18 protein-coding genes and 1 pseudogene are annotated in these 24,280 nt (G+C 66.8%); 7 read left to right on the top strand and 12 right to left on the bottom strand.

The window, feature by feature from the left end; genetic code table 11:
• Positions 1 to 96: 96 nt before the first annotated feature.
• The 4 genes from KY499_RS06595 to KY499_RS06580 form a co-directional block, all read right to left on the bottom strand.
• Complete coding sequence (locus KY499_RS06595) at positions 97 to 1,545, bottom strand: hypothetical protein (protein WP_219886575.1); 1,449 nt, start codon at positions 1,543 to 1,545, stop codon at positions 97 to 99.
• Positions 1,546 to 1,948: 403 nt separating this feature from the next.
• Entirely contained in the window at positions 1,949 to 2,929 is a 981-nt protein-coding gene (locus KY499_RS06590) for a glycosyltransferase family 2 protein (RefSeq protein ID WP_219886574.1), read from the bottom strand.
• Positions 2,930 to 4,468: a lipopolysaccharide biosynthesis protein gene (locus KY499_RS06585; RefSeq protein ID WP_219886573.1), complete on the bottom strand. Its 1,539-nt coding sequence runs from the start codon at positions 4,466 to 4,468 to the stop codon at positions 2,930 to 2,932.
• Positions 4,465 to 5,625 (bottom strand): glycosyltransferase, encoded by a 1,161-nt coding sequence (locus tag KY499_RS06580; RefSeq protein WP_219886572.1) that lies wholly within the window; start codon positions 5,623 to 5,625, stop codon positions 4,465 to 4,467. Before KY499_RS06580 ends, KY499_RS06585 begins: the two co-directional genes overlap by 4 nt.
• A gap of 437 nt (positions 5,626 to 6,062) precedes the next feature.
• Here KY499_RS06580 and KY499_RS06575 point away from each other — a divergent pair, with 437 nt between their 5' ends.
• The 5 genes from KY499_RS06575 to sufU all read left to right on the top strand — a co-directional run bounded on the left by KY499_RS06575 (position 6,063) and on the right by sufU (position 12,323).
• Positions 6,063 to 7,493, top strand: a complete 1,431-nt coding sequence (locus KY499_RS06575) for a polysaccharide biosynthesis tyrosine autokinase (RefSeq protein ID WP_219886571.1) — start codon at positions 6,063 to 6,065, stop codon at positions 7,491 to 7,493.
• A gap of 254 nt (positions 7,494 to 7,747) precedes the next feature.
• Positions 7,748 to 8,881 carry a hypothetical protein gene (locus KY499_RS06570; protein WP_219886570.1) on the top strand — a complete coding sequence of 378 codons (1,134 nt, stop codon included), beginning with the start codon at positions 7,748 to 7,750 and terminating at the stop codon, positions 8,879 to 8,881.
• Positions 8,878 to 10,443 (top strand): glycerophosphodiester phosphodiesterase, encoded by a 1,566-nt coding sequence (locus tag KY499_RS06565; protein ID WP_219886569.1) that lies wholly within the window; start codon positions 8,878 to 8,880, stop codon positions 10,441 to 10,443. The genes KY499_RS06570 and KY499_RS06565 overlap by 4 nt, the downstream gene beginning before the upstream one ends.
• A gap of 89 nt (positions 10,444 to 10,532) precedes the next feature.
• Positions 10,533 to 11,840: a SufS family cysteine desulfurase gene (locus tag KY499_RS06560; RefSeq protein ID WP_219886568.1), complete on the top strand. Its 1,308-nt coding sequence runs from the start codon at positions 10,533 to 10,535 to the stop codon at positions 11,838 to 11,840.
• A gap of 12 nt (positions 11,841 to 11,852) precedes the next feature.
• Positions 11,853 to 12,323 (top strand): Fe-S cluster assembly sulfur transfer protein SufU, encoded by a 471-nt coding sequence (gene sufU, locus KY499_RS06555; protein WP_219886567.1) that lies wholly within the window; start codon positions 11,853 to 11,855, stop codon positions 12,321 to 12,323.
• A 53-nt stretch (positions 12,324 to 12,376) separates the two neighbouring features.
• On the opposite strand, the gene KY499_RS06550 is transcribed toward sufU, so the two are convergent.
• From KY499_RS06550 to KY499_RS06530, 5 genes are all read right to left on the bottom strand, one after another.
• Positions 12,377 to 13,690 (bottom strand): UDP-glucose/GDP-mannose dehydrogenase family protein, encoded by a 1,314-nt coding sequence (locus KY499_RS06550; protein ID WP_219886566.1) that lies wholly within the window; start codon positions 13,688 to 13,690, stop codon positions 12,377 to 12,379.
• 97 nt (positions 13,691 to 13,787) lie between these two features.
• Positions 13,788 to 14,780 carry an acyltransferase family protein gene (locus KY499_RS06545; RefSeq protein WP_219886565.1) on the bottom strand — a complete coding sequence of 331 codons (993 nt, stop codon included), beginning with the start codon at positions 14,778 to 14,780 and terminating at the stop codon, positions 13,788 to 13,790.
• Positions 14,781 to 14,984: 204 nt separating this feature from the next.
• Entirely contained in the window at positions 14,985 to 15,206 is a 222-nt protein-coding gene (locus KY499_RS06540; protein WP_219886564.1) for an SCO4848 family membrane protein, read from the bottom strand.
• Positions 15,207 to 15,210: 4 nt separating this feature from the next.
• Complete coding sequence (locus KY499_RS06535; RefSeq protein WP_123255266.1) at positions 15,211 to 15,708, bottom strand: DUF2505 domain-containing protein; 498 nt, start codon at positions 15,706 to 15,708, stop codon at positions 15,211 to 15,213.
• A 47-nt stretch (positions 15,709 to 15,755) separates the two neighbouring features.
• Positions 15,756 to 17,285: an SDR family oxidoreductase gene (locus KY499_RS06530; protein ID WP_183164495.1), complete on the bottom strand. Its 1,530-nt coding sequence runs from the start codon at positions 17,283 to 17,285 to the stop codon at positions 15,756 to 15,758.
• Positions 17,286 to 17,580: 295 nt separating this feature from the next.
• On the opposite strand from KY499_RS06530, the pseudogene mfd reads away from it, so the two are divergent.
• Positions 17,581 to 21,265, top strand: a pseudogene (gene mfd / locus KY499_RS06525) (transcription-repair coupling factor).
• A 3-nt stretch (positions 21,266 to 21,268) separates the two neighbouring features.
• Positions 21,269 to 22,099, top strand: a complete 831-nt coding sequence (locus KY499_RS06520; protein WP_183164494.1) for a metal-dependent hydrolase — start codon at positions 21,269 to 21,271, stop codon at positions 22,097 to 22,099.
• A gap of 66 nt (positions 22,100 to 22,165) precedes the next feature.
• Here the strand turns inward: KY499_RS06520 and KY499_RS06515 are convergent, their stop codons facing one another.
• The 3 genes from KY499_RS06515 to KY499_RS06505 form a co-directional block, all read right to left on the bottom strand.
• The gene (locus KY499_RS06515) at positions 22,166 to 22,390 is read right to left on the bottom strand and encodes a hypothetical protein (protein WP_123255269.1); all 225 of its coding nucleotides are present in this window, start codon (positions 22,388 to 22,390) and stop codon (positions 22,166 to 22,168) included.
• 54 nt (positions 22,391 to 22,444) lie between these two features.
• A complete protein-coding gene (gene deoC, locus KY499_RS06510) occupies positions 22,445 to 23,170 on the bottom strand; it encodes a deoxyribose-phosphate aldolase (RefSeq protein ID WP_219886563.1) in 726 nt (241 codons plus the stop codon).
• A 149-nt stretch (positions 23,171 to 23,319) separates the two neighbouring features.
• Positions 23,320 to 24,276 carry a pyridine nucleotide-disulfide oxidoreductase gene (locus tag KY499_RS06505; protein WP_258190994.1) on the bottom strand — a complete coding sequence of 319 codons (957 nt, stop codon included), beginning with the start codon at positions 24,274 to 24,276 and terminating at the stop codon, positions 23,320 to 23,322.
• Between the last annotated feature and the right edge of the window lie 4 nt (positions 24,277 to 24,280).

Raw genomic sequence — 24,280 nt, 5'->3', positions numbered from 1 at the left:
GGATCCGTGACGGATCCGGCCCTCGTTACGGCACACCGCCACCGCGCCCGGTGCGCCCGGTCGTGGTGTGCCCTCTTGACAAGGAACGCCTACATATCAGCTGTTGTAGCGGATGCCGCCGGTCTTGCCTTCGACGAGCAGAGCGAGGTTGTCCGCCCAGCGGTTGGTCGACAGCCCGGGAGTGTTGCTCGCGCTGCGCTTGATGATACGGACGGGATACTTCGAGCCATTGCCGAAGTCGAACTGGTTGCGGCCAAGTTTGTTGCCCGAGAGTGTGACCGTGATCTTCGAGTATTTTCCGTTGTCGATGTTGATGGACGTCTGGCCACCATCGACCCAGTTCTTATCTACGATCACGTTGGCGAGCTGGGCAACATTCTGCTGGAGCATGATGGCGGTGCCCGCCTTGTCGCCACGGGGATTGGGCGCGCTGCCGGGGCCAGGCCGTGAGGTTCCCACGACGTTGTTGCCGACAATGCGGATATTCTGGCCGCCCTGGACCTGGATGCCGTCGTTGTGCGTGCCGTCCCGGTGAGCCGGGTCATTGGACCAGTAAGTCAGATCGTGGATGTAGTTGCCCTCGGCCGTGACGTTGGCTGCCGCCGGCCCGCCGGGACGGTTGAAGATACCCAGGCCATCGTTCGTGCCCTGGATGTGGTTCCGGCGGGAGGTGTAGTCGTGCCCAACGACACCGTCGCGGTAGTACGAGGCGCGGTCCGGAATAATCGTGCTGTCCTGGATTACGAGGTTTGCCACGGCCGCGTTGGTGGCGTCCACGATCCCGGTATTGGCCCGGGGGATCGCCTTGCCGCCGCGCAAACGGCTGTTCTTGATGGTCACGTTCTTGGCGCGGACCTTGATGTCACCGTAGATGTCCAGGCCGTCAAGCACGGTGCCATCCTTGGTGATGACCAGGTCCGCTCCGGAGGTGTTGTATGCCTTCAGTGTCGTCCCGGCGGGCACACCCGTGTTTGATGCTGATGGCTTATACGAGCCTGGCGTCAGCGCTGCCTGCACGGCAACCGTGCGTGCGGGGGCTGACGCTGCGGCAACACTCTGGGGCGCGATTGCGCTCTTCGGCTGCACAGTCACAGCAGCTACGACTGCCGGACTTGCGCCGGTAGATGCCGCGCGGACGACAGAACCTTCGTCGGCGGGTGTCGCGGAGACGGCTGAACCGGCTGTGGTTGCCGGGGTGAGGGAGGCGGCGGGCCCCGCTGACTCCACAGAAGCCGACTCGACGGCGGGTGCCTTTGCGGGTGCATCCTTGACGGCGGGTGCCTCAGCGGGTGATTCCTCGAGGGCGGGTGCGTCGGTGGCTGGGGTCGGCGTCGGCGCACCGTCCGTGCCGGAGTTCGGTGCGGTTCCCGCGGCCGGTGCCGGATTGGCCTCACTCACGGCGGCCTGGACATCCGACGCAGCGCCGGGAGTCGTCAATGCCCCGAGCTCTCCACACCCAGTGAGGGTGAGCGCTGCTGCGGTGAGGGCGGCAGCGCTGAGAGTATACGTTCGTCGGATGTTCTTGTTCTTGGGCGCGATAGCCATACGGTCATACCTCATAAGTTTCGTTCTCCGGGCACAGGGAATCGCACTGTCATAGCGAGGGAAGCATGGCACCCGGCTCCAGGTACAGCCGGCGGCGTCCACGCTGGGTCGCTTTGCCGAATTTTAGTATGTGCACTGTCGGCGCAGAATGAGTGTGCTGCGACGTCCGCATGGGCAAACGGGCAGCATTTACGCCTGACTTCCTGGACGGCATCCCCGACCCCGGCTTCTGGTGGATCACGTTAGTCGAGCCATCGAATGGTTGCAAATTGGTAACGGTGGAATATGTGAGGTTGCGACTCTATTACGGCAGGGCGTGTCGCTTGCGTAAGGGCTCAAAATTCCCCGTGATTTCAGGGTTGGTGGCATCCGTCAGGCCGGGCCGATTCTCGCGCCGGAAACTTTATTTCCTCCGGTACTCGCTGTAGACGTAACCGAAGGCCGCCGAGGCCATCCCGAGGCCCCGTGCGGCCGTCCGCAGTCCCATCGCCTGATGCGCCGCTGACCCGGTCAGGGCGCCGACCGTGAGCCGCCCGAATCCGCCGATCAACCGCACCGCTCCGGCGGCGAGCGACGAACCCCTGGCCGCGGCACGGGTTCCGATGTTCTCCGCAAGTTCCAAACTGACACGTGTGGCTGAGTTCCCGCTGCGCAAAGCGCGGCGGAGCACCCAGGACCGTGTGAGCCGGGATGTTGGCACCCGGTCCACAACGACGGCCTCGTCGCACCAGAGCATTTCTCCGCCGCGACGGACGAGTTTTCTTGTGAAGAGTGTGTCCGAACCTCCGCTGAGGCCGAATCGTTCGTCAAAGCGCAGGTCCAGAGCCCGCACCTGCCGCAGGTCCAGCAGCAGATTGTTCGTCGCCGCCACGTCCAGGCGGGAGCCCGTCGCGAGCCTGCGGCGGCGGAAGAAGCCGCCCGCTTCAATCCACGGCTCGGGCTCGTGTTCGTATTCGCTGATCACGGGGCCGACTACAGCGGCGGCGCCCGTGGCCGCCTGAAGCTCCACCAGATGGGTGAGCCATTGCTCGGACGGTACCTCGTCGTCGTCGATGAAAACCAGCAGTTCGCTGGCAGCCGCTTCGGACAGGGCACGGTTCCGTGCGGCGGCAATTCCGGGTCTCGGCTCATGGACGTACCGCACCAGCCCGGGAGGGAAGGACTCGGCCAGTTGGCTGACGGTCTCCCGGGCACCAGCATCCGGATCGTTATCGATCACCAGCACAGTCGCCCGCGGCTGTCCGGGGAGACCGCTGTCCGGGGCTGCCTGGGCCGCGAGCCGGGGCAACGCGAGTGCGATGTCCGCGGGCCTGCGATAAGTCAGCACCGCGATAACGACGCCTCCCGGCGCGGTTCCGTCGCCGATGGGCAAGGTCTCGGTCATTTACGGTCCTTCCGACGATGTAACTTGCGGCTGGCTCGGCGGCCGGCGGAAAAGTGCCCGCGTTTGAGCAAGAACGCCGGACAGTACAGCGCGGTGGAACACAAAGAGCACCGCCACCACCGGTCCGAAGAAAACCGGCAGCCCGCCCAGCAGGCGCCACAGGGAGGGCAGGTCAACGAGTGACCACAGCCAGTAGCCAGCGGCGCCCCAGAGGGCGGCGTGCACCGCTGGCAGGATGGCGGCCAGCTGGGATTTGGTCGTCACACCGGTCAACCGCTGCTGGATCCAGAGCAGCAGCGGGGTGAGCACGAAGCCCGCCGCCGAGTAGCCGATGGCGACGCCAAGGACCCCGAACTGGAGGCCGATGACTATGCCGCCTACTTGTATCAGCGCCGCCAGAATCTCGTAGCGAACGATCAGGGCGCCCTTGCCAAGACCTTTCATGAGGGACGGGGTCACATAAAATACGGTTTCGCGGGCGCCGCCGATAGCGAGGACGCTCACTAAGGCCGCGGCGGGCAGCCACGCTGTTCCCAGCACCAAATTGACGAGCTCGGGTGCGGTGCAGGCAACGAAAGTCATGAGTGGGATTGCGGCGATGGCCAGCAGCCGGGTGGCGGTGAGCAGTTGGGCAGCCACCTCGTGGGGGCGGTCGGCAGATCTGGCGAAGGCCGGGAACATAACCCGGTTGACCGTTTGGCCGATCAGTTGCACCGGCACCACGAGGATCCGGTAGGCCATGCCGTAGAGGGACAGTGCACCCACGCCGAGCACCCGGCCCACGAGGATGTTGTCCATGTTCCGGGAGACATAGGCCAGGCAATCAGTGGCAAAAACGCTGATGCTGAAGCGGAACAACGGAACGATCGACCGGAACGCGAGGTTTGGCAGCGGTCCACGGCTGGCGCGCAGTAGCAGGCAGCTGTAGACGAGGTCCGTGGCCACCACCTGGTAAACCATGGCCCAGGGGCCGGAGCCGGCCAGCGCTGCGCTGATTCCGGCCGCGCTGCCGATTGCGGCCGCGACGATGTCCGCCGCGCCCACCCGGTGCAGTTGCATTTCCCTGGACAACATAGCGCGGGGCGTGATCGCGAGGGCTTTGAGCGGGATTGCGAACGCCAACAGCCGCAGGATCGGTTCGAGTTCGTCCACCCGGAAGAACCCCGCAATCGACGGAGACGCCCACCAGGTCAGCGCCCCGAGAACGGTGGCAACGACCAGGTTCAGCGTCGCCGTCGCACCGGCCATCCGGCGGTCAACGTCCGGGTGCTGAATCAGCGCGGCCGATAGTCCTTGGTCAAGGAGCAGGGCGACAAGGCTGATATAGACAGTGGCGGCGGCGATGACGCCGTAGCTTTCCGGACCCAGGATTCGGGCCAGAACGACGGCGGAGGCGAGCTGGAATCCCTGTCGTGCCAGAACTGCGCCGAAGCTCCAGCGGACGCTGCGTGCCGTCGTCGGCATCTGTCCGCTGTTCTGTTCGCCATGACCGGCTGCCCGCGCCCCCGGGGCGGACCGGCTGGCGGCGGTTCCGGTCACAGCGCCTTGCCGGCTGCCTGGGCCAGATGGCCTGCCATCAACCTTCCGTAGTGCTCCGGGCTGTGCCGACGCACGGCTTCCGCGGAGTCGACTCGCGCATCCGCCTGGTAGTCCTGCCAGCCGACTGAAACCCTCGCCAGAGCGGCGGCGAGTTCGCCGACGTCGCCGGGTTCAACGAACTGGGCCGAGCGGTAACCGGCCGCCGCCTCCCGCAGGCCAGAAGTGTTGCTGACGATGACCGGCCGCGAGGCCAGCACTGCCTCCACCGCCGTGTTGCCGAACGGCTCATCAATCCGTGACGGCACGACGACGACGTCGGACTCAGCCAGGAAGGGCCAGATCCCGTTTTGAAAACCGTGGAAAGTGACATGACTCTCCGCACCGTTGGCCGCAACCTGCTCGCGCAGCCCCGCCTCGTAATCCTCGTAGCCGGGGAAAACCGCACCGACAATGCCCAGTTTGGCCTCCACTCCGGAGCTCCGAAGCTCCAGCAGCGCGTCGATCGCGACGTCGACACCCTTGCGGTGGGACAGCCGGCCCACGTACAGGATCCGGAGCCCTCCGTGGAGACCGTCACGCGGTGCGACCGCAACGGTCGGTCCGGGGACGCCGTTATAAAGGATCTCCGAGCGGCCACGCAGGAACGGGAGCGCCGCGGCCAGTGTCTCGGCGCTGAACTGGCTGTTCGTCAGGATCCCGTGGGAGAGAAGCAGCGGCAGGGCCAGGGCTGCCCGCAGCACCCGCGGGGCGTTCGCTTCGGCCTCGTGCACATGGGTGACCACGGGCACGCCCGTCAGGCGGCCGGCCAGAGTCCAGAGCGGGACCGTGATGGTGTTGGCGAGGATCACGTCCGGGCGCGCCGTCCGGATTACGCCGATACTGCTGCGTAGTCCGCGGGCGGATGTGACGGCCAGCCGTAACATACCGGGCACGGACAGCATGCTTTTGCGCAGCACCGGCGTTGGGGACAACACGACCGTAGCCCCGCGGCGCTCGATTTCCGGAACCAACGGGCCCGACGCCGGCAACGTCACCACAACCTGGGCGCCGGCCCGCCGAAGTCCCTCAACGGTTTCCAGCAGCACCCGGTCCGAACCATAGAGATCCGCGCTGGGATGCGCCACCAGCACCGAGAGGTGTTGCCGCCTGTTAGACATCGTGCCCCCATAAATCAATCGCCGCCGCACGAAGCGCACGACGGAAGGAACAGGGCCCCCTTGCAGGGACCCGGCCACGCCACTCGCCGCGGACCGCTATTGAGACCTGTTGCTTAGTGAGACCTGTTGCTGGATCCTGCGGTCAAGACCTTGGCTGAGACCGTGCAGATCCACCTTGATTGAGGACAGACTACGGCCGACGGCGGTGTTTGGCTAGGTGCCGCGGTACCTCGGACCCCGGTCTCCGGCGTGTGCTGCCTGGGACCAGGCAGCCGGGCCATACTGCGCGGGACGGGTGTTAACACGGCTATCACGCAAAAGCCATCCCCTAAAAAAGCTTCCTTACCGCCTGACCTCGGTCAATAATGGGGCGTCAGGGGACCATGACGAACTGTGTCGGTAATCGGCGCGGCGTGGAAGCCACAGGGGGTGGCCCATTGGAGTTGGCAGAGTACGGGCGCGCGATAGTCCGGGGCTGGTTGTGGGTACTGGCAGGTCTGCTGGCGGGTCTGGGCGCCGCGGCGCTCGTCACTGCCAGCACAATTCCTATGTACCAAAGCGCCGTCAAGTTCTATGTGGTGTCCCATACGGCGGTCGGCCAGTCACCCCTTCAGTCCCTCGAACTGTCGCGCGGACGTGTCGCTGCCTATGCCAGCCTGATCGAGAGCGATAGTTTCATCCGTCAGCTGTTCAGCAGCAATTCGAGTGTCCCGTCCGCGGAAGTTGAGGGCAGCATCAGCGCCTCGGCAAACCAGGACACCCGGATCCTCACCGTCGTGGTGAGCCTCCCCGACCCCGCGAAGGCGACCCAGGCGGCCCAGACCATTGCCTCTCGTCTCAGCGAATCGCTCCGCGCCGTTGAGGCCGGGCAGACCAAGGACGCTGCCGGCCAGACCGACCTCAACGTGGTTGGAGGGCCGACGGCGTCCACGGATCCGGTGTCGCCGCGCGTCGGGTTGAACCTCGGGCTCGGGGCATTGCTGGGACTCGGCGCCGGCATCGTTCTGGTGGTCTCGCGCCGGCTGGGGGACAAGAGGCTCCGGACCCCGGCTGAGGTGGAGGAAGCCGCCGCGGTGCCCGTGCTTGCGCGCATTCCCGCTGCCGGTGAGGCTGGTAATTTCATCTCCATCCTGCAGCAGCGGCCGGCCTCCGGGTTTGACGAGGCCGCGCGGCGGCTCCGGACCAATATCGACCATTTACCGGCCGCGCCGGCTTCCGCCGTCCTGGTTATTACTTCGGCTACCCCGGGTGAGGGAAAATCCACGGTAGCCCTCATGCTGGCACGCGCCTGGGCCGAGGCGGGGGAACGCACCCTGCTGGTGGAGGCCGACCTCCACAAGCCGCAGCTGGCTCACGATCTAGGGCTGCCAGGCGGACTTGGCCTCACTGATGTCCTCGCCGGCCGCTCCGCCCTGAAAAGCGTCATCCAGCACGCACCGGGCGCCGGGTTCGACGTCGTGGCCGCCGGAGCCGCCCCGGACAATCCGACCGAACTCATCGCAAGCCGGTCCATGACCGCCGTGCTGGGCGAAATGCGGGGCTCTTACACCCGTGTGATCATTGACGCGCCCGCCCTGCAGCCGCTGAGCGATGCAGCGCTGCTGGCGGTCCGGTCCGACTCGACGGTGATGGTCGTGATGTACCAGAAGGTCAGCCGCGAATTGCTGCGGTCATCGCTGCGGAACCTGGAACTGGTCAAGGGGCGGGTGTCGGGGGCCGTTCTGACGGCGCTGCCGCGCCAGCTCGCGGAGGCTGTCCCGGCGGGCCTCAGGCGTTCCCGGCTGTCGGGGGCGCGGCGGAAACGGAGGGCGGCGCCGGCAGCGCCGGTGGAACCGCAGCCGGTCACCGAAGCTGCCGGAAAGCACTGAGCATGGGCGCTTGCGGGGACAGCCTGTCCCGGCGTCAGACGTCCGGCCAGGGGCTGTAAATGCAGTTGGCGCTGTGGATTGGCCTCTGCCTTGGCGCGTCAGTCCTATTGCGGAACCAGGTGCGGGTGCTGCTGGCCGCCGCTCTTTGCCTCTGGTTTCTCGTCCCGGCCATCGGGTCCCCGGTTCTCACGGGAATATCGTCCGGTCCATTATCCGTTCACGCCGCCACCTGGCTTGTCCTTTCGGTCTTCGTCATGAGAATGCTTCACGATCCGGAAAGCATCCGGATGGCCGTGGCCCGGCACTTCGTGCTCTTTCTGGTTCTGTTCGTGGTGATGCTCGCAGCCTTCCTGACCTCCGTAACTTCCGGCCGGGGCGGAATGGTCCTGCTCATCGATCAGATCGTCGTTCCGGTGCTCTATTTCCTGCTCCTGTTGTCCCACGCGGCCCGCGGCCAAGGTCTCGTGGTGATGCTTCGCACGCTGATGCTGTCCCTGGTGGCCCTCGTGTGTGGCGTTGCCGTCCTGCAATGGATAACGGGGTCAGTGATTTTCTTCCAGTCCGGGTTCAGCACGCAGTATTGGTTTGCCCGGGATTCCGGCCGCTGGATGGGGACACTGGACCAGCCGCTGGCTCTGTCGCTTGTTATCTGCGTTGCCGCGCCGCTGGTCATCGGAATTGGCAGGCCGTGGCTCCAAGCCGCGCTGCTCGGACTCATGTCAGTGGGCATGCTGATCTCCCAGTCTCGTGTGGGGCTCGCCAGCCTGGCAGTCTCCATTTTTGCTGTCCTTATTTTCACCCGTCGGCCCGTCTGGGTTAAGTCGGCCATGCTGGTGGTGATGGCCGGCGGCGGCGCGGCCATCATGGCCTCGCCCTTGATCGCGGGTGTAGCGGCCCGGCTCTCCAACGACACCGGCTCCACCGAAGCGCGCGGCCTTGCCCTTGAGTACTACCTGAGCAGGTGGGCCGATTACGCGCTGGCAGGGGACGGCATAGGCTCCAGCTACCGTGTTGCCGCCCAAGCAGGACTGGAGACCAGTCTTGAGAACCCAACCTTGATGTACGGCATCGATATCGGCGTCGTCTTCGCGGGCCTTTACTTCGGGTCGATGCTCGTCCTGTTGGCCCGTTACGGCCGCCGCACGGGATACCCCGGACTGATGCTCGCCGGCATTATGGCGCTCGCCATTCCGCAGACCTATAGCTCGCTGGCGACCCGTTCCGCCGCTGGAATTGTCGTTTGGACCGTTTTCGCCATGGTGGTCATCGCGGCCGACGAAGCGCGTGAGAGGTCCAATCTCGAGCGCGCACGGGTGCCTGCGGCTGATCCTGCACCTATGGCCGGAGACCTGTACGCGCCGGAGTTGCCGGGATCGCGCCTGCCATGAGGGGCTCCCGGATGCCGGTCTCCCGGCGCCATTTCCTGGGCCTGACCGCCGCCGGAACCGTTCTCGGCGCGGCAGGATGCTCGGCATGTCCCGTGCCGCCGGCCGGCCCGTTCCGGCCGCGGGCCGAGATCGTGCCGGCCTCCGCTGCGGCCGCCGTGTTCGTGGCGGAGGGCGTGATCGCGGCACCGGGAGACCGCGGGCCATTTACGATTGCGGAGTTGCTGGCGGCGCCGTCGTTCTTCGTCGCGCACCGGGGATCGGGGGATAACTGGCCAGAGCACACCATGCGCGCCTACCAGTCGTCGGTGGACGCCGGGCTCAAAGCGATCGAGGTGTCAGTGTCCTCCACCCGGGAGGAGGTGCTCGTCTGCCACCACGACCTCAACGCCCTGCGCTTGACGGGGATCGACTTGACCATCCCGCGCGCGTCCTATGCCGCGGTGGAATCGCTGCGCAATGACGCGCGCGCATGGCTTGGTCCGGCGACACCGCTGGAACCCATTCCGCTGCTGACCGACGTCCTGGACGCCTTCGCCGCAACGCACGTAATCTTCCTGGAGGACAAACCCGGCACCAACGCAGACGAAATTCTCGAACTGCTGGAGAACTATCCAAACGCGCGCGAACACATTGTTTGGAAACAGCCGGCGTCCTCGCCCGGCCATGACCTGGCGGCGGCCCGCGGGTACACGACCTTCGGTTACATGACGTCGCGGGAAAAAGAGCGGGTCGCAGAGCTTTCGCCGGGGGTGGATGTGCTTGGCGTCCATCACACGGCCCCGGAAGCCATGATCCGCGAGATGGTGGGCACGGGGAAGCCCGTCGCCGCATGGGAGGTCCACCGGCGCAGCGAGCATGCCCGGTTGCTGAACCTCGGCGTGCGCGGTTTCATTTGCTCGAACATCCGGAATGTCCTGCACCTTGATGCGCCGCGCATGGAGGACAGTTTCGCGGACGGGCGGCGGGGCACCGGCGATCTGCCCTGGGCGGCCGACGCAGTCTGGGATGAGCAGCCCTCGTTCGTGGACGGGGCCGTCCGCATCTCCAGTCGGGAGACGTCCGGCTATGTGCTCGGGTCAATGGCCGAATCCGTCAATGTTCCGGAGTGGGAGCTGGAGTTTGAGCTCCGCTGGCCGGAGCGGGTCCCTGCCGGGCGGAACGGCGCCGGAGTCGCCTTCGGGCAGGACGGGGACGGGCCCTACCGCGCCGGTGACCCCCGGTCCGTGGTGGGGTACCACCTCGATTTCACCGCCGACGGCACCCTCACGCTCTATCGACAGGACGGCGGCACGTCGCCCGCGGTCAGTCTTGCCCACGTTTCCAGTCCCGCGCCGGTGCCCGGAGAATGGGTTGCCTTGGTGGTAGCGATGAGCCCCGGCCGGATCGCGGCCCGGCGCGCGGGCGGCGGATCCCAGACCTGGACGGCCGAGTCGGACGACATCCGGTACGGCGGCGCGTGGCTTTCCCTGCTGAAGAATTACATTGCCGGCCCCCCGGTCGAATTCCGCCGGGTCCGGCTCCGGGAACCCAGCGCGAAGGACGGCTGTTCGGCCGTGGGATAATTAGGACGAATCTGTGTGACGTATTTCCATCGACCTCACTGGCCGGCGGGAATATGCGCTGCAGCAAACGCCAATCCAGGAGTCCTCCCATGGTTGCCATCCCAGCCCACCTGCGCAGCTCTGCCGCGGCAATTGGAAACGACGAGGTCCTGAGGATCCGTAACGACTTCCCGATCCTGCAGCAGACCGTCAACGGCAGGCCGCTGATTTACCTCGATTCCGGGGCCACGTCGCAGAATCCCGTCAGCGTGCTGGAGGCCGAACAGGAGTTCTACGAGCAGCGCAACTCGGCGGTCCACCGCGGCGCCCATCACCTGGCCGTCGAGGCCACCGAGGTCTTCGAGGATGCCCGCGAAACGGTGGCGGCCTTCATTGGCGCCGCAGACGATGAACTTGTCTGGACCTCAAATGCCACCGAAGGCCTGAACCTGCTCAGCTACTCCTTCCTTAACGCCTCGCTCCCCGGCGCCGCTCCGGAGGCCGCGAGGTTTGCGCTGTCGGCAGGCGACGAGGTGGTGGTAACGGAGATGGAGCACCACGCCAACCTGATTCCCTGGCAGCAACTGACCGAACGTACCGGGGCAAGCCTGAAATTCATTCCCGTGGATGACCACGGAACCCTGGACCTCGACGCGGCGGCCCGGATCATCGGACCCCGCACGAGGATCGTGGCCTTCACCCACGCCTCGAATGTCCTTGGCACCATCAACCCGGTGGAGACGCTGGTGGGCCTCGCACGGGCCGTGGGCGCACTCGTGGTGCTCGACGCGTGCCAGTCCGCCCCGCACCTGCCGCTGGACGTCAAGGCCCTGGACGTGGACTTCGCCGTTTTCTCCGGGCATAAGATGCTGGCCCCGACGGGCATTGGCGGACTTTACGGCCGCGCCGAGCTGCTTAACGCCATGCCGCCTTTCCTGACCGGTGGCTCCATGATCACCACCGTTACTATGGACCGGGCCGGATTTCTGCCCAGCCCGCAGCGTTTTGAGGCCGGGACCCAGCGGATCTCCCAGGCTGTGGCCCTGGCAGCCGCGGCGAACTACCTCAGCGAAACCGGAATAGCCCGCATCCACGCCTGGGAGGCTGAGCTGGGCCAGCGCCTCGTGGAAGGCCTGGAAGCCATCCCCGGGATCCGGGTGCTGGGCCCGGCGGCGGGCCGGGAACGGATCGGCCTGGCCGCCTTCGACGTGGCGGGCGTGCACGCCCACGACGTCGGACAGTTCCTGGACAGCCGGGGCATCGCCGTGCGGGTGGGTCACCACTGCGCCCAGCCGCTGCACCGCCGGCTCGGGCTGACGGCAACCACACGGGCCAGCACCTACCTTTACAACACAACAGATGATGTGGACGCGTTTCTTGACGCCGTTGCCGGCGTCCGCGGTTACTTCCAGGCTTAAGGACAGCAGTACATGAGTCTTGACCAGCTTTATCAACAGATCATCCTGGAGCACTCCAAAGCCCGCCACGGCAGCGGCCTGGCAGGCGTCGCGGCGCCCGGGGGTTCAACAACGGGACAGTCGCACCAGCTCAACCCGGTCTGCGGCGATGAAATCACGCTCCGGGTTGCGGTGTCCGACGGTCAGGTGAGCGAGCTGCGCTGGGACGGCGACGGATGTTCGATCTCGATGGCCTCCGCTTCGGTGCTGACGGATCTGGCCGAGGGCATGACCCCGGAAGAGCTCCGCACGGTGATCGGCAGCTTCCGGGAAGTGCTCCGCTCGCGCGGCAAAGTGGCCGCGGACCCGGAAGTCCTCGGTGACGCCGCCGCGTTCGAGGGAGTTTCCCGCTACGCAGCCCGGGTCAAGTGCGCCATGCTGTCCTGGGTTGCGGCCGAGGATGCCCTTGGCCAGGCGCTCTCAGCAGAGGCGCCCTCCGCATAGCAGGCAGCACGCCGTCCCGGCAGGCCCGGGTCCGGCGGGTCGGGTCCAACGGGTCAGGGCCGGCCGAGGCCTTTATAGGTCCAGCCAGCGGCGCGCCACTTGGCCGGGTCCAGGACGTTGCGGCCGTCCAGGATGCGCGGAGCTGACACCAGTGCCTTGACTGTGTGCGGATCCATGTCGCGGTACTGCTTCCACTCGGTCAGGAGCAGCACGGCGTCCGCCTTGTGCAGCGTGGCCTCCAGATCAGGTTCCAGTGGCAACTCGGGGAATCGCTTGGCGGCATTGGCCAGCGCCTGGGGATCCGTGACGGTGACGATGGCGCCCTGAAGCTGGAGTTGCGCCGCCGCGCTGAGCGCGGGGGAGTCGCGGACGTCATCGCTCTCGGGCTTGAACGCGGCGCCCAGTACTGCGATGCGCTGCCCCATCAGGGTTCCGCCGCATAGCTCACGGGTCAACTCCACCACCCGGATTCGCCGGCGCATGTTGATGGCATCCACCTCGCGCAGGAAGGACAGGGCCTGGTCCGCGCCCAGCTCACCGGCGCGGGCCATAAAAGCGCGGATGTCCTTCGGCAGGCAGCCGCCGCCGAAGCCGATGCCCGCGTTCAGGAACTTCCGTCCGATCCTGTCATCGAGGCCGAGCGCATCCGCCAGCCGGGAGACGTCCGCTCCGGTGGCTTCACAGACCTCGGCCATCGCATTGATGAAGGAGATTTTGGTGGCGAGGAACGAATTGGCAGCTGCCTTGACCAGTTCCGCCGTCGCATAGTCCAGCACGAGCCGCGGCGTGCCGGTGGCCAGCGGAGTCTCGTAAACACGGTCCAGCACAGCCACTGCGGGGTGCTCTTCACTGCCGTCAGGTACGCCGTAGACAAACCGGTCGGGGCCCAGGGTATCAGCGACGGCGTGGCCTTCACGGAGGAATTCAGGGTTCCAGACCAGCGTGGCGTGCGGCTCCGCGGCTGTGATGACCTCAGCGAGGCGTGCAGCGGTGCCGACTGGAACTGTGGACTTTCCAGCAACCACATCGCCGGGGGAGACGTAGGCGGCCAAGGCTTCAACGGCGGCATCGACATACCGCAGATCGGCGCCGTTTTCGCCGCGTTTTTGCGGTGTGCCAACACAGATGAAGTGGACTTCGGAGCCGCGCGCGGCGGCCATGTCGGTGGTAAACCGCAGTCGGCCGGTATCCTCCAGTTCGGTCAGGAGATCATCGAGGTCCGGTTCGTAGAAGGGAGCCTGGCCGTCGGACAGTTGGGCGACTTTGGCGGCGTCGACATCGATGCCCACCACGTCGTGGCCAAGCCGTGCCATGCAGGCCGCGTGGACCGCCCCCAAATATCCGCAACCGATGACCGAAATCCGCATTCTTCGACGTCCTCCCTGGCACGTGATCCATGCCAACTGCTCACAGCCTACGTCCGTGCCGACCGCTTCGCACAGGCGTTTTGGACTTCCGGTTGGTTCAGAGCAGATGGTGGTTCTTGTCCGGCATGAGTGTGCGCCTGGCCCAGGAATTCGGGAACCGCAGCAGGGCCAGCGCCACGCAAACAGGAAATGCCCAGGCCAGAACGAACTTCACGGTCTGGGGAACGCTGTCCGGTAACAGCCAGAGCGGGACAGCATGGAGCAGAATAACGGGCGTCCCCATCCGTACGAGCGCCGTTACGGTCCGGCTCGCGTTGGCGGACAAGGACCGGGCCAGCGGCCGGGCCAGAGACAGCGCGGCTACGGCAATCAGCACGGCGACGGCGACGCTGAGGACGGGCGTCCCGAAGTCCGCGGCCTTGAGTGTCATTCTGGCACTTGTTCCGGACGCGACCAGGATGGCGCACCCGGCGATGACGGCCAAGGCCGCCGTGAACGGCCGGTCGATCTTCGGCTCTATCCACCGGTAGGCATGCCCGGCGGCCATGAACAGGATTGCCACCGCCCCGACGTCCGCCGCGCCCGGCCGGTCCCCGAGGAGCTCTTGGTCAAAGACGCTCGCTGCCAAGGCGGCCACGAGGCAGCCGACGTAGAGCCAGCGGGGCGCCCGGACGAGGACTCGGAAGAGCACCGCGGCGACAAACATCGCCGTCATGAACCAGAATGCGGTAAATGGCCTGGTGGCCCGTTCGCCGCCCCAGAGCAGATCCAGGGCGCGGCCTCCGAAGTCCACGGGACCGGTCCGTCCTAATGTAAGTCGGACAAAATACGGGATGGCCAGCAACAGCAGCCAGGCGGCATAGGGGATGAGGAGCTTCCACGTCTGGTACCGGACCTCCGCGGCCAAGGAACGCCGGCCGGAGTGCAGGTAGCCGGCGAGAACGAAGAAAATCGCTACGTAACCGCCGATCGGGAACTGGGCCCAGACGTGGCCGGCCACGACCACCGTCAGTCCCAGCAAACGTACAAGATCGATGCGGACCGACCGTTGCTGCGGTTCGGTTTGTGCGCTCGCCAAATAGGCTGTCATCCCTGCCCCCAATTCCGGACGAAAGGGCCCCGCCCGCTATCCGGTGCAACACCCTGAGCCGGAATGCTAGCAGTTGATAGGGGCTCGCACTAGAGGCCGCGTTGACTCATGGGAAAGTCCCGCGTAAGTAACCTTCGTGGACCTCTTAAGCCGACACAACAGGGAGCCCTCCGACGGCCCCGCCGGAAACGCAGGCTCTGCTCGCTAGCCGAACAGCCCCGCCACCCCGACCGCGGCCGTAGCCGCCCCGAAAAGCAGCGAGATGCTGACGAGGACAACGTGGACGGTGAGGAATCGGGTGGCCTTGCCGCCGGCGTCGCGGGCCCGTGGGTCCTTCATCACCCGGCGCAGAAACTGCGGCCAGACGACGAGGGACCACAGGCCCGCAACGATCAGCACAACGGCCAGAAAAAAAGGAAGCTGCACGGGGCTAGTGGCTCTCGAGCCAGGCCTGGGCCTGCTGGGACTGGATGTTCAGGGCCTTGCCCACCATCGGCTCGGCCGCGTCGGCGATCTTGCCGCCGAGGAACGGTACGGATGACGTCACGGTCCCTTCGAGTTCGATCCGGGTACTGCCGGCGTCGGAGACAAGACGCTGGACAGCCTTCACGTCGAGCGGAGCCCCGGCGATTTTCAGGGAGATGTTGCTGTGCCGGGAACCGTCGGCCGTGGGAGCCGCCCAGGTCTCAACCTGGGTCACGTTCACGCTTTCACCGACGAACTTCCGGGCGATGTCCGGCATCCGGGTGGTGGGGATGGTCCGCACGGTGGTGGTGCTGAACGCTCCGGCCGGATCACCGTCGATGACGAAGGATTCCAGCGTCCCGCCGACGAGTTCGCTCGTGTGGCGGAGGAAGTCCTCATTGGCGAAGACAGCGGCGACACGGTCAACGCTGTGCTGGACGGTAGTGGATGCACTCAGGGCCATGGGGTCCTCCGTGGTGATGGAACTTGACGAATCGGGCACCCAACATCTTACGTGCTGGGCCGGGGTTGCTCCGATTCGGCCTCCTGCAGCTTCAGGGCCGCGGCGGCAATGTTGCGCGACATGGCTGGGAAGATCAGGCTGTGGAACGGCAGTACTGCGAGCCAATACAGCCGGCCCCCGAGCCCCTTGGGGAAGAAGATCGCCCGCTGCCGGTAGCGGCTGCCGTCCCCGTCCGGCTCGACGGACAGTTCCAGCCACGCCCGGCCCGGGACCTTCATTTCGGCGCGGAGCCGCAGCAGCCTGCCGCGGTCGATCCGCTCGGCCCGCCACCAGTCCACTGCCTCGCCCTCGGCCAACCGGTGCGGGTGCCGGCGTCCGCGGCTGAGCCCGGCGCCACCGGTAACGCTGTCAATCCAGCCGCGGATCGTCCAGGCCAAAGGCATGGAGTACCAGCCGCTCTTGCCGCCGATGCCTTCGATGATGGTCCAGACGTGTTCCGGGGCGGCCTCGCTGTCGTAGGTCCGCTCGTCGACGAAGACCCGGTGGCCGGCCCAGTCCGGATCGCTCGGCAACGGGTCGGCGTCGGCGCCAGCGTTGGACCAGGCCGTTTCGATCTGCCCGTCGCGTTCCTTATTCAGCGCCAATGCCACAGCGTGCCGGAAACCGGTCAGTCCGCCCTCTGGCTGGGGGATCACCGCATCGATGTCGTGCTCGCCGGAAATCGCATCGTGCTGCAGGGATTCCACCAGGGGAAGGGACATGGACAGCGGGATTGGAGTCGTCAGGGCCACCCACATTCCCGCGAGTTTGGCAGCCGGGATCGGGAGCGCGAGCACCAACCGCTTGGGCAGGCCGGCTTCGGCGGCGTATTCGTTCATCATGTCTGCGTAGGTCAGCACCTGGCGGGAACCGATATCGAACGTGCGGTTGACCGGACCGGCAACGGATGCAGCGGACACCAGGTAGTAGAGCACGTCGCGGACGGCGATGGCTTCAATTTTGTTCCGCACCCAGCTCGGTGCGGGCATGACGGGCAGGGTGTCGGAGAGGTGCCGGATCATTTCGAAGGAGGCTGAGCCGGAGCCGATGACCACCCCTGCCTGGAAGACCACAGCGTCCACCTGGCTGTTGAGGAAGACTTTGCCGACCGTTTCCCGGGAGCGCATGTGGGTGGACAGTTCGGTGCCGCCGGGGTGGAGGCCGCCGAGGTACACGATCCGGCTGACGCCCGCAGCCGTCGCCGCCGCGGCCGCGGTTTCCGCCATCGTCTTTTCCTTTTGTTCGAAGCCGGTGCCGCCGGCCATCGAATGCACCAGGTAGTAGAGAACGTCGACGCCGTCCAGCGCCTCCCGCAGGATCCCGCCGTCGTCGAGGCTGCCCTGTACGACCTCTACGTCGTTGAGCCACGGCACTCCGGCAATCTTGGCGGGCGTCCGGACGATGACCTTCACGGTGTGTCCGGCCTCCAGCAACCGGGGGACCAGTCGGCCGCCAATGTAGCCGGTGGCGCCTGTGACCAGCACCTTCCGGGGGCTTGCGGGCCTGGCGGGGCCGCTTTGCGGCGATCCCTCGGGCATGGAGTTCATGGTTGGCTCCTTGGTCCTGGCGTGATTCGTGCAACCGTCTAGTTAAGCCGTTCGGAGCGCCCGGCCCGTCGGACGGGTCGCTTCCGGTGTCCGGCCGTGCTGCGATGCCAACCGGCCGGGTGCCGCTCCTGCCAGCATAGGCCCCCGCTGCCGGAATTGCCCGGCGACGCAGGGTCCCGGACGGGGTGCCGCCGCCTCCGCGGTAGGCTTGGAATACCCGGGATTCCAACGAATTCCGGGTATTCGTGTTGCCTGCACGTACGTGATCCCATCAGGAGCTTCAGTCATGAGCCTCAACGGCCCCTCTCTCACCGGCCTGCGCCGCACCCTCGCCGACGACCGGAACTACGCCCGGGTCCGGGCCGAAGCCTCACGCGGGTTCGGCGAACGCAGCGAGGACTACCAGATCAGCGCCCCGGCGGGGCTGCGGGCTGCCCTGCTGACGGAGCTCGCGGACGGACTCGCCGTGTCCGCAGTCGAAGCAGCCGAAGCGGCCGGCGCAAGTACTGCCGGGACCGGACGGGCGCCCGTGGTCCTGGCAGTTACGGCCACCGGCCGGGAGGCCGAAGACCTCGCCGCGGCCCTGCGTGCCTACCTGCCCGCCGACGTCGTGGCCGAATTCCCCAGCTGGGAGACCCTGCCGCACGAGCGGCTCTCGCCGCGCTCGGATACTGTCGGCCGGCGGCTGTCCGTGCTCCGCAGGCTGGCCCACCCGGAGTCCTCCGCCGCGGGCGGCCTCCGCGTCGTTGTGGCGCCGGTCCGCGCCGTTGTTCAACCCATCGTGGCGGGACTCGGCGAGCTGGTACCGGTCACGTTGACGACCGGCCAGGAGGTCCCGTTCAGCGACGTCGTGAGGCGCCTCGCCGACGCCGCCTACGCCCGCGTGGACATGGTGACCCGCCGCGGCGAATTCGCCGTCCGGGGCGGCATGCTGGACGTGTTTCCGCCGACCGATGACCACCCGATCCGGGTGGAGTTCTTCGGCGATGAGGTGGAGCAGATGCGCTGGTTCGCGGTCGCCGACCAGCGCTCGCTGAGCGCACCGGGCGTGCACCATCCGACCACGCTGCACGCCCCGCCGTGCCGCGAAATCCTGATCACTCCCTCCGTGATGTCCCGCGCCGCGACATTGAAGTCCCAGCTGCCCGCTGCGGCGGACATGCTGGAGAAGATCGCCGGCGGGATCGCCGTCGAGGGCATGGAATCCCTCGCGCCCGTACTGGTTGATGCCATGGTCCCGTTCCTGGACCAGCTTCCGGCCGGGTCCATCTCCGTCGTGATCGAGCCGGAAAAGGTCCGGACACGAGCCCACGACCTCGCCGCCACCAATGAGGAGTTCCTTGAGGCCGCCTGGTCGACCGCGTCCGACGGCGGCACCGCGCCGCTGGCGCTGGACGCGATTCTGGGTTCGCAGACCTCGGCGGCCCTGCATTCGGCCAGCTTCCGGTCACTGACCGAGACCCGCACCGCCGCCCTGACCCACGGGGTGTCCTGGTGGTCCATCAGCTCGCTGGCCACCGATGAAGAACTTATGCCCGACGTCGACGTGCTGAACCTTCACGCCCGCGAACCGCGTGGCTACCAGGGCGACGTCGCCGAAATGATGGACTTCATCGGTTCCCGCGTCCGGGAGCAGTGGCGGATTGTGGTGGTAACTGAAGGCCCCGGCCCAGCGCAGCGCCTCGCCGAACTCTTCCACGACGCCGACATCCCGTGCGCACGGGTTGATTCCCTCGAGAAGGAGCCGCAGGCCGGACTGATCGAGATCACCACCGCCGCGGCCGGTCGCGGCTTCGTGCTGGACGACCTCAAGCTGGCACTCCTGACCGAGGCCGACCTGCTGGGGCCGGACCTCGGCCGGATCCACGAAGGATATGCGCCGGATGCCGTCCAAGCGGCGCAACGCCGTCGATCCGCTGCAGCTGCTCGCCGGTGACCACGTTGTCCACGAACAGCACGGTATTGGCCGGTTCGTGGAGCTGATCCAGCGCAAGGTAGCTGGCGGCGGGGACGGGGTCCGCGAGTATCTCGTGCTTGAATACGCGCCCTCCAAACGCGGCGCGCCGGGGGACCGGCTCTTCGTCCCCACCGACCAGCTGGACCAAGTCACCCGCTACGTCGGCGGCGACGCCCCGGTGCTGAGCAAAATGGGCGGTGCGGATTGGGCCAGCACCAAGTCCAAGGCGCGCAAGGCCGTCAAGGAAATCGCGGGCGAACTGATCCGGCTGTACTCGGCGCGAATGGCTTCCCGCGGGCATGCGTTTGGACCCGACACACCGTGGCAGCGCGAACTCGAGGAGGCCTTCCCCTATGTGGAGACCCCCGACCAGCTGACCACCATCAACGAGGTCAAAGCCGATATGGAGCGGGAGATCCCGATGGACCGGCTCATCTCCGGCGACGTCGGGTACGGCAAGACCGAGATCGCGGTCCGGGCGGCCTTCAAGGCGGTCCAGGACGGCAAGCAGGTCGCCGTGCTTGTGCCGACCACGCTGCTCGCCCAACAGCACTACGAGACATTCACCGAGCGGTTCTCCGGCTTCCCGCTGCGGGTCAAGCCATTGTCCCGCTTCCAGGGCGCCAAAGAGTCCAAGGAGACGGCCGAAGGGGTCCGGACCGGCGCCGTCGACGTCGTCATCGGTACCCACCGGCTGCTGTCCAAGGACTTCGAATTCAAGGACCTCGGCCTGGTGATCGTGGACGAGGAACAGCGGTTCGGCGTCGAACACAAGGAAGCGCTGAAGAAAATGCGTACCAACGTCGACGTCCTGGCCATGAGCGCCACCCCGATCCCGCGGACCCTGGAAATGTCCCTGACCGGCATCCGGGAGACCTCCACCCTGGCGACGCCGCCGGAGGAACGACACCCGGTGCTGACCTATGTGGGGCCGTACACGGACAAACAGACCTCCGCGGCAATCCGGCGCGAACTGATGCGCGAGGGGCAGGTCTTCCTGGTCCACAACCGGGTGTCCTCCATTGAACGGACCGCAGCGCACATCCGCGAGCTCGTTCCGGAGGCCCGGGTGGAGGTGGCCCACGGCAAGATGTCCGAGAGCCGGCTGGAGAAGATCATCGTGGACTTCTGGGAGAAGCGCTTCGACGTCCTGGTCTGCACCACGATCATCGAGACGGGCCTGGACATCTCCAACGCCAATACGCTGATCGTTGACGGGGCGGAGAAGTACGGGCTCTCGCAGCTGCACCAGCTCCGCGGGCGCGTGGGGCGCGGCCGCGAACGGGCCTACGCCTATTTCCTGTACCCCGCGGAAAAACCGCTGGGCGAGGTGGCGCTGGAACGACTCAAGGCGGTGGCGACGCACAACGAACTCGGCGCCGGCATGCAGCTGGCCATGAAGGACCTCGAGATCCGCGGTGCAGGCAACCTGCTCGGCGGCGAACAGTCCGGCCACATCCAGGGTGTGGGCTTCGACCTCTATATCCGTCTCGTGGGCGAAGCCGTGGCTGATTACCGCGGCGAGGCCGAGGAGAAGGCCGCCGAGATGAAGATTGAGCTGCCGGTCAACGCGCACCTGCCGCACGACTACGTCCCCGGTGAACGGCTGCGTCTCGAGGCCTACCGGAAACTCGCCTCGGCGCTGACCTCCGCGGCCATCGATGAGGTCCTCGCCGAGCTCGTGGACCGCTACGGTGAGCCGCCGCTGCCGGCGAAGAACCTGATCGACGTCGCCCGCTTCCGGGTGGGGGCCCGCGAGGCCGGGCTCTCCGACGTTGCCCTGCAGGGCAATTTCATCAAGTTCTCCCCGGCCCAACTGCCGGAGTCCAAACTCATGCGGCTGACCCGGATGTATCCCGGTGCTCAGGCCAAGCCGGCGCTTGACGCGGTCCTGGTGCCCAAGCCCAAGACGGCCCGGATCGGTGGCCGGGACCTGCAGGACGCCGAAATCCTCGACTGGGCCAACGGGGTCATCCGCAACATTTTCTCGGACGCGCCGCTGGCGGTGGGGTAACGCATGATGGGCGGACACCACGCTGCATCCGGTGCCGCGGCGTGGGTGGCCATAGCCTCGACCGGGCCGTACGCGCTGGGCTGGTATCCGCTGGATGCCACCGGAATCGTGATCGGTGCCATGGCGACGGCCGGAACGGCCCTGATCTGTGACTGGGACCACCGCTCCAGTACCGTGGCGCACTCGCTGCCGCCGCTGTCGAACCTGATTGCCCGCGGCATCGAGAAGGTCAGCGGCGGCCACCGGCAGGGGACCCACTCAATCGTCGGCGCGGTGTGCTTCGTGCTGCTCGCAACGTTCGCCGGGCAGCTCCAGGTCGCTACGGAGTGGGGGCTGCTGTCCGTCGGCGCCGGGTTGCTGTGCCTGTTTCTGATCAACATCGCCGCCAAGGCGCTGAAGCTTTTTCCGAAGTACGGCTGGATCAGCAACTGGGTCTTCGCGATCGTGATGGCAGGACTCGTGACGTGGTTCGCGCCGCAGCAATGGACCTGGCTGCCGGTCTCCATGCTCACCGGCGTCATTGTGCACATCGTCGGGGACATGATTACCACCGGGGGAGTGCCGCTGCTCTGGCCGCTCGTGATCAAGCCGCCGAAGTTCCTGCGGAAACTGCCGCTGGTCAAGGACGTCTGGAAGGCCAACGGGGCGTTCTCGATCCCGTTGCTGGGCCGGGCCGGTTCGCGGCGGGAATGGCTGGTCCTGATCCCGGTCAGCGCCTACGCCATGGTGGGTGTGGCCATAGCGGTCCTGGCCTTGGCGAGATCGTATGTCCCCGCCGGGTATGCGCTGGGGACGGCACTGCTGGAGGGAATGTTCGGTCCTGCACCGGGCTGAGCCTTAAACGACTGAAGCTCCGGAAAACCGGAGCTTCAGTCGTTTAAGCGCGGGTGGCGGCAGGAATCAGTTCTCGCCGGCCGAATCGGAGCGGCCCAGAATGGTCTGCGGGATCCAGAACGCGAGCGCGAAAAGGCCCAGGCAGACGGCCATCGGCCACGGGTTGCCGAGCGTCAGGAAAGACAGCGAGTAGATGGAGCCCAGGAACAGGGCCATCATCACTGCGAAGATGATGACGGTGGACATCAGGTTGTTCTCGCCCTGCGGGGCCTTGCTGGTGTTCTTGGACATTCGTTCCTCCTAGGCCCCGAGGGGGCTCAAACCTGTGGCAGCGGCGGGCACGGATCAGTACGCGGACGAACCCTGTTCACCCTTGACGATCGCGATGCCTGAGCTGGCGCCAATACGTGTTGCACCTGCAGCAATCATAGCCTGTGCGTCGGCGAGGGAGCGCACTCCGCCGGAGGCCTTAACCCCCAGGTCCGGGCCCACTGTGCGGCGCATGAGCGCGACGTCCCCGGCTGTGGCGCCACCGCCGTTGAAACCGGTGGAGGTCTTCACGAAGTCCGCCCCCGCTTCGACCGCCGCTTCGCAGGCCAGGACCTTCTGGTCATCGGTCAGCAGGGCCGTTTCGATGATGACTTTCAGAATGGCCCCGCCGTCGTGGACGGCCTGGGCAACCGCGGCGATGTCCTCCACCAGTGCGCCCTTGTCATTGGCGCGGGCGGCGGCAATGTTGATCACCATATCGATCTCTTCCGCGCCGTCCAGGACGGCTCCGCGGGCTTCGAAGGCCTTGACGTCGCTCGGCGTGGCGCCCAGCGGAAACCCAATAACGGAGCACGTCAGCACGCCCGAGCCCTTGAGGGCGGTGTGGACGGTCTTGACCCAGACCGGGTTGACGCAGACGGACTTGAACCGGTACTCGGCCGCCTCGGTGCAGACTTTGAGGACCTCCGCCTCGCTGGCCTCGGGCTTGAGCAGGGTGTGGTCGATATAGGCGGCAATGTTCGGTGCGCTGTCCCGGGTTGCGGGGGTGGTGCTTCCGGCAGCCGTGGCTTCGTTGCTCATGGTGGTCCCTTTCCTGGCGGGCCTTGTTCCGGGTGGCCTCGTGGGCCTGTCGGCGCCGCAGGGCTCGCGGCGTATCAGAGGTCCATCTTGCCATATCACCGGGGCCCGGGGGGCAGCCGCGGAGTCTGCCCCGGGGCTGCCGGGCAGTTCTACGCGGCCACTGCATCCGGTCCTGCCGCAGGCCACGGCACAGAGTCCCCCGCGCGTCCTGATGCTGTCGCATGCAGCAGGTGTGAGGCGCAGGCCGCCGCCGCCGTTCCCGCCGAAAGCAGGAGACCCAGCCGGACGCCGTCGTAGGCTGCGGCGTCCCTGAGCGCCCAGATACCCGGCACGGAGGTCCGGAAATCCTGGCCGATCACAATGCCGCCCCCGGCTGCCGTCGCCAGTCCGGCGCTGGCCGCCAGTCCGTCCCGGGCAACGCGCTCCTCGGCCAGGACAACAAGGTCACCGCTCATGCTGGATCCGTCGGCAAAGACGATGCCGGTGGAGAGCAGGGCCGACCCGGGGACGGGTGGCAGGGCAGCGGAGGGACGGAGGGTCGTGCGGACCGGCCGGACACCGCGGGCCCGCAGGACCGCTTCCGACTGGCCCGCCGCCGCGCCGGTGCCGACGAGGATGCCCAGCGGCCGCCGGCCCAGGACCAGGGCAATGTCCCGGACCGTTTCGCCCAGCAGGCCGGCGTCGTCGATTGTGGAATAGCTCAGGCACCCGGCGCCGCCCTCCACCGGAGCTTCTGCGGGGCCGGCGCCGGTGGCAATGACCAGTTCGTCATAGCCGAATTCGAGCCCGTCCGTGGTGGTCACGAGCCGGCCCATGGGGTCAACGAAGCTGGCCGGCTGGCCGAAACGCACGGACACCCGGGGCAGGGCGGCGAGTTCCAAGAGCTCGGCAGGAGCGTCGTCCCGGTTGCTGAGCACCGTGATGACACCGGCGAACGGCGTCCGCGTGAGGCTGCGGACCAGCTCCCGGGCGGCCGGGCCGGCGCCGGCAATCACGATTCGGTGCCCGGGCGGTGCCGTGCCGGACGGTGCGGTGGAGTGCGCCGCGGCGGATGGCCCCGCGGCGGCGGATACGGTCGGTGCGGCGGTCGCTGCGCTAACGGACATGTGC

Source organism: Arthrobacter sp. PAMC25284 (genome assembly GCF_019443425.1).
Taxonomy (GTDB): domain Bacteria; phylum Actinomycetota; class Actinomycetes; order Actinomycetales; family Micrococcaceae; genus Arthrobacter; species Arthrobacter oryzae_A.
Note: the sequence above shows the minus strand (reverse complement) of the source record. Positions and strands in the feature narration are given on the sequence as shown.

Bases quoted from the DNA above. Each gene is read 5' to 3' on its own strand.
- KY499_RS06595 (WP_219886575.1), bottom strand. From the start codon at position 1,545: ATGGCTATCGCGCCCAAGAACAAGAACATCCGACGAACGTATACTCTC.
- KY499_RS06590 (WP_219886574.1), bottom strand. From the start codon at position 2,929: ATGACCGAGACCTTGCCCATCGGCGACGGAACCGCGCCGGGAGGCGTC.
- KY499_RS06580 (WP_219886572.1), bottom strand. From the start codon at position 5,625: ATGTCTAACAGGCGGCAACACCTCTCGGTGCTGGTGGCGCATCCCAGC.
- KY499_RS06570 (WP_219886570.1), top strand. From the start codon at position 7,748: ATGAGAATGCTTCACGATCCGGAAAGCATCCGGATGGCCGTGGCCCGG.
- KY499_RS06565 (WP_219886569.1), top strand. From the start codon at position 8,878: ATGAGGGGCTCCCGGATGCCGGTCTCCCGGCGCCATTTCCTGGGCCTG.
- KY499_RS06560 (WP_219886568.1), top strand. From the start codon at position 10,533: ATGGTTGCCATCCCAGCCCACCTGCGCAGCTCTGCCGCGGCAATTGGA.
- sufU (WP_219886567.1), top strand. From the start codon at position 11,853: ATGAGTCTTGACCAGCTTTATCAACAGATCATCCTGGAGCACTCCAAA.
- KY499_RS06550 (WP_219886566.1), bottom strand. From the start codon at position 13,690: ATGCGGATTTCGGTCATCGGTTGCGGATATTTGGGGGCGGTCCACGCG.
- KY499_RS06545 (WP_219886565.1), bottom strand. From the start codon at position 14,780: ATGACAGCCTATTTGGCGAGCGCACAAACCGAACCGCAGCAACGGTCG.
- KY499_RS06535 (WP_123255266.1), bottom strand. From the start codon at position 15,708: ATGGCCCTGAGTGCATCCACTACCGTCCAGCACAGCGTTGACCGTGTC.
- KY499_RS06530 (WP_183164495.1), bottom strand. From the start codon at position 17,285: ATGCCCGAGGGATCGCCGCAAAGCGGCCCCGCCAGGCCCGCAAGCCCC.
- KY499_RS06520 (WP_183164494.1), top strand. From the start codon at position 21,269: ATGATGGGCGGACACCACGCTGCATCCGGTGCCGCGGCGTGGGTGGCC.
- KY499_RS06515 (WP_123255269.1), bottom strand. From the start codon at position 22,390: ATGTCCAAGAACACCAGCAAGGCCCCGCAGGGCGAGAACAACCTGATG.
- deoC (WP_219886563.1), bottom strand. From the start codon at position 23,170: ATGAGCAACGAAGCCACGGCTGCCGGAAGCACCACCCCCGCAACCCGG.
- KY499_RS06505 (WP_258190994.1), bottom strand. From the start codon at position 24,276: ATGTCCGTTAGCGCAGCGACCGCCGCACCGACCGTATCCGCCGCCGCG.